Below are 3200 nucleotides of genomic sequence, written 5' to 3'. Positions count from 1 at the left end.
GTATCCGCCCGAGAATCCCCGTTATTGAATGAACGTCGCTGATCGCTGACGATTCTCCCATTGCGACGACGGGAGGATATTCATGCAGGAAACGCAGAAGTTGCCTGGGGACGCGGCGGGTGTAGCGGCGCCGCCGGCGAGAAGGCAGGGTAAGCGTGGCGCGCGGCCGTGGCGAGAGGTCATAGGCGAGTTTCGGGCAAGCGGATTGACGATCCAAGCCTATAGCGAGCGCAGCGGGATTTCCCGCTCCTCGATGACGAGGTACTTGGCGCTTGCTAGCCATGCCGAGCGAAGTGGTGACGTGCAACAGAGCGCGGGGGCGACGGTTGCAGTTGCGCAGACCATGGCGGGCTTTATGCGCGTTGGCATCGTCGATCGCGCAATGGGTGCTACTGGCAGTGGCGATTCGTGCGACGTGCCCGAGTTGATCTTGGGCGATGGGGTGCGGCTGCGACTGCCGGTATATGCGCTCGAGCCTTTGCTGCAGGCGATGATCGAGCGTATCGGTGCGAGGCCGCGATGATGATGCTCTCGACGGCGGTTAAGGTGTACATCGCTGCCGATCCGATCGACATGCGCAAGTCGATCGATTCGCTTTCGATGCTTGTGCGCCCGATGTTCGATCAGGACGCCCTGAGCGGACACGTGTTCGTCTTCTATGGTCGGCGTCGCGACAAGATCAAGGTTTTGGTCTACGACCGCACGGGATTTTGGTTGATGTACAAGCGATTCGAGAGCGGCTCGCTGGCTGATCCCGCGGCGATCGCACGGCGCGGCATCTCGCTTGCGGAGCTCACGACGTGGCTTGAAGGAATCGACGTCGGAGTGCGCCGGCGCGTACGTGCTGTGAACGCAACGGTGGTCGCATGAATCGCGAGGATATGCCCATGAGCGGGTCGATCGCAGCGATAATGCTGACCTATGCAACCGCTCAACGTCCCCGCCTCGAAACAACCCTTGCCGATGGCATTGGGGGCGTGGAGCCTTCCCGAATTACTCGACGCGATTGCGACGCGCGATGCGATGATCGAGCAGCAGCAGTGCGAGATCGAACGGCTGCGAGAACGGCTCGAAGGGCAAAGCGAAGTGCTAGCCAAGACGCAGCAGGCACTGCTCGAGATGCGGGCCAAACTGATCCATGCGCGGCAGGAGATGTTCGGGGCGAGCCGCGAGCGCATGAGCGCGTGGCAGCTGGACATCTTCGATCAGGCGCACGAGACACCGCTGCCGCCACAGCAGCCCGATCTATCGATTCCCGTGGAGGGGCACCGACGCAAGCGCCGAAGCAAGGGCCGACCGGCGCTGCCCAACGATCTGCCGATCGAGCGCGTCATGCATCCGATGCCGGAACAAGAGCTGTCGCAACACGATCGGGTGACGGTGATCGGCGAGACAGTCACGCGCACGCTCAAGTACACCCCGGCCAAGATGTCGGTGGTCGAGCATGTGTGCCCGCGCTATGCACTGGTGAAGAACGGCGTCTCGACAGTGCGCGGCACGACGTTCCAAGCTTCCCCGCTGATGAAGAGCAACGCGAGCCCGGAGTTACTGGCACGAATCATCGTGGCGCACTTCGACTCGGGCTTGCCGTTTTACCGGCTGGAGGAAGAGTTCGCGATGCACGGGCTGCGCATTTCGCGCAATACGATGAGCGACTGGACGATTCGGCTCTCGAAGCTGATGTTGCCTCTGTACAAGGTATTCGCTCGGCAGTTGCTCAGCGCGCCGGTGATATTCGGCGACGACACCCCGTTTCCGCAGTTGTGCAAACAACTGGAGCGGACCAAGACGGTCCGGCTGTGGGGGTATGCCAGTGCGGGAGCGGTGTTTCGCGATGGTCAGTGGGTGAGCGTCCCCAAGGTGATCTACTACGACTACACGTCGAGCCGTGCTGGCCGCCATCCAATGGCGCTGCTGGGCAACTACCAGGGCTACCTGCAGGCCGACGACTACTCGGGCTGGGCGGCGCTGTTTCGCGGCGGCAAGGTTCGGCACGTGGCTTGTCATGTGCATGCGCGCAGGATGTTCTACAAGATCTACCGGCTGCTTCGCAAGGAGTCGCCGCAGACAGCCCACGAGAGCGTGGCCGCGCAGGCGCTGGCGTGGATTCGCAAGCTCTACGAGATCGAGCGCACGTTGCGCGATGCCGATCCATCCGAGCGAAGGCGGGTACGGCAGCAGGAATCGGCGCCCGTTTTACGCGATTACCAGCTTTGGCTGCAGGCCAAGGCGGGCGAAGTGCTGCCCAAGTCGGCCCTGGGCCGGGCCATTGCCTATTCGCTGTCGAACTGGGAAGCGCTCACACGCTATGTGGACGACGGCAATCTGGCGATGGATTCGAACCTGATCGAACGGGCCATTCGCAGAGTGGCCATCGCTCGGAAGAATCATTTGTTCTTCGGTTCCGAGGCCGGTGGCAAGGCCGCGGCAGTGTTCTACAGCATACTGGCGACTTGTCGGGCCAACGGCGTGAACCCGTACGATTACCTGAGCGATGTGCTCGGGCGAATCAACGACCACCCGATCAATCGGATCGAGGAATTGGCCCCGTACAACTGGAAGCCCTCTGGCGTGGCTGGGTCGACATCGACCTTGGCGTCGATGTCGTCATTGCAGGTTGCGGGCTCAGCGACCCGGCACTGAACCGGGCTCGCGCATCAACTGGAACGAAACGATGGGCAAAGCAAGCGCGGGCAAGACCGAACGCAAAATCTCCGAAACGATCCTAGACTTCGGCGAGCCGCTTCTCTCCGAGGCCATCACTGAAGAGACGCCGATCGCCGTGGTGCGCGAGATATATAAGCTCGTGGTGCTCGTTTGGAACGCGCATGTCGCGGCCAACGCCCCTCGCGGCGACCCCACTTATCTGCAGATGCTGCAGCAGATGGCCGCCTCGCCGCAGATGCCATCGGAAGCGCGTGCCTGGATCGGCAAGCTCTCCAATCGCTGGCGGGAGAAGTTCGCCGACGCCAAGTACTGCGTCGGCCATTGGCACGTCAAGATCAAAGACGACGACACCCTGAGCTTCTACTGCGACGCCCGGGAAGCACCGCGGCGGTAGTCCATCTCGCGCACACAAGCGCTCCAACGGCGACGACGTCGCCACGTGTCGGCCCCGCCGACAATCACTCTCCCCGACGGTACTGAAGTCTCCGCGAAATCGGCAGCATTCGCTACTGCGGGGATTCTCGGGCGGATAC

General features: G+C 62.2%; 4 protein-coding genes. All 4 read left to right on the top strand.

Translation table 11 applies throughout. The features are described from left to right. The first annotated feature begins 82 nt into the window (after nucleotides 1-82). From QQS38_RS25775 to QQS38_RS25760, 4 genes are read left to right on the top strand one after another with little or no spacing between them, the layout of a single operon-like run. Nucleotides 83-523, top strand: a complete 441-nt coding sequence (locus QQS38_RS25775; RefSeq protein WP_479648165.1) for a hypothetical protein — start codon at nucleotides 83-85, stop codon at nucleotides 521-523. Next, on the top strand, nucleotides 520-870 hold the full coding sequence (tnpB, locus tag QQS38_RS25770) for an IS66 family insertion sequence element accessory protein TnpB (RefSeq protein ID WP_154870100.1): 351 nt from the start codon (nucleotides 520-522) through the stop codon (nucleotides 868-870). Before QQS38_RS25775 ends, tnpB begins: the two co-directional genes overlap by 4 nt. Before the next feature lie 51 nt (nucleotides 871-921). Beyond that, complete coding sequence (tnpC, locus tag QQS38_RS25765; protein ID WP_479648164.1) at nucleotides 922-2643, top strand: IS66 family transposase; 1722 nt, start codon at nucleotides 922-924, stop codon at nucleotides 2641-2643. Between the two features lie 31 nt (nucleotides 2644-2674). After that, nucleotides 2675-3061, top strand: coding sequence for a hypothetical protein (locus QQS38_RS25760; RefSeq protein ID WP_479648163.1), 387 nt, complete (start codon nucleotides 2675-2677; stop codon nucleotides 3059-3061). Nucleotides 3062-3200: the final 139 nt, after the last annotated feature.

This window comes from Trinickia sp. Z7 (assembly GCF_056498045.1).
The sequence above is the reverse complement of the archived record's forward strand: the minus strand, read 5'-3'. Positions and strand labels throughout refer to the sequence as shown.